Origin of the sequence: Pseudomonas sp. 50_B (assembly GCF_017491625.1) — a bacterium.
Lineage (GTDB): Bacteria > Pseudomonadota > Gammaproteobacteria > Pseudomonadales > Pseudomonadaceae > Aquipseudomonas > Aquipseudomonas danubii.
Genome location: NZ_JAFGYX010000154.1, coordinates 1 through 452, shown reverse-complemented (window position 1 = coordinate 452; position 452 = coordinate 1). Strand labels below are relative to the sequence as shown.

Genomic DNA, 452 nt, shown 5'->3' with positions numbered 1-452 from the left:
GCCAAGCCCCGTGCCCTTCGCCTTCGTCGTCACGTAAGGCTCGAACGCGCGCGTCAGGATGCGCGCCGGAAAACCCGGACCGTTGTCCGAGACGGTCAGCCGAACCGCGACGCGCGTTTTGCCGTTCGCGTCGGGATCGCCATATTCTACTGTCTTGGTTTCGAGCAACACACGAGGATGCTCGACGTCGGCGACCGAATCCTGCGCGTTTTGCAGCAGATTGTGGATCACCTGACGCAGTTGTGTCGCATCGCCGCGGATCACCGGCAGCGGCGTCTGCTCGACGACGATCGTGCTCTTGCCCTCGCCGACACCGTAAAGCGTCAATACTTCGCTCACCAGATCGTTCAGTTGCAGGTTGACGAGCACCGCGGGCGGCGTGCGCGCGTAATCGCGAAAATCGTCGACCATGCGCTTCATCGCGGCCACCTGATTGACGATCGTCGTCGAGC

At 62.4% G+C, this 452-nt stretch carries 1 protein-coding gene; it reads right to left on the bottom strand.

The genetic code is table 11. The features are described 5' to 3' along the window. The coding region (locus J5M73_RS31375; protein WP_243434007.1) for an ATP-binding protein at nt 1-452 on the bottom strand (452 nt) is incomplete at both ends.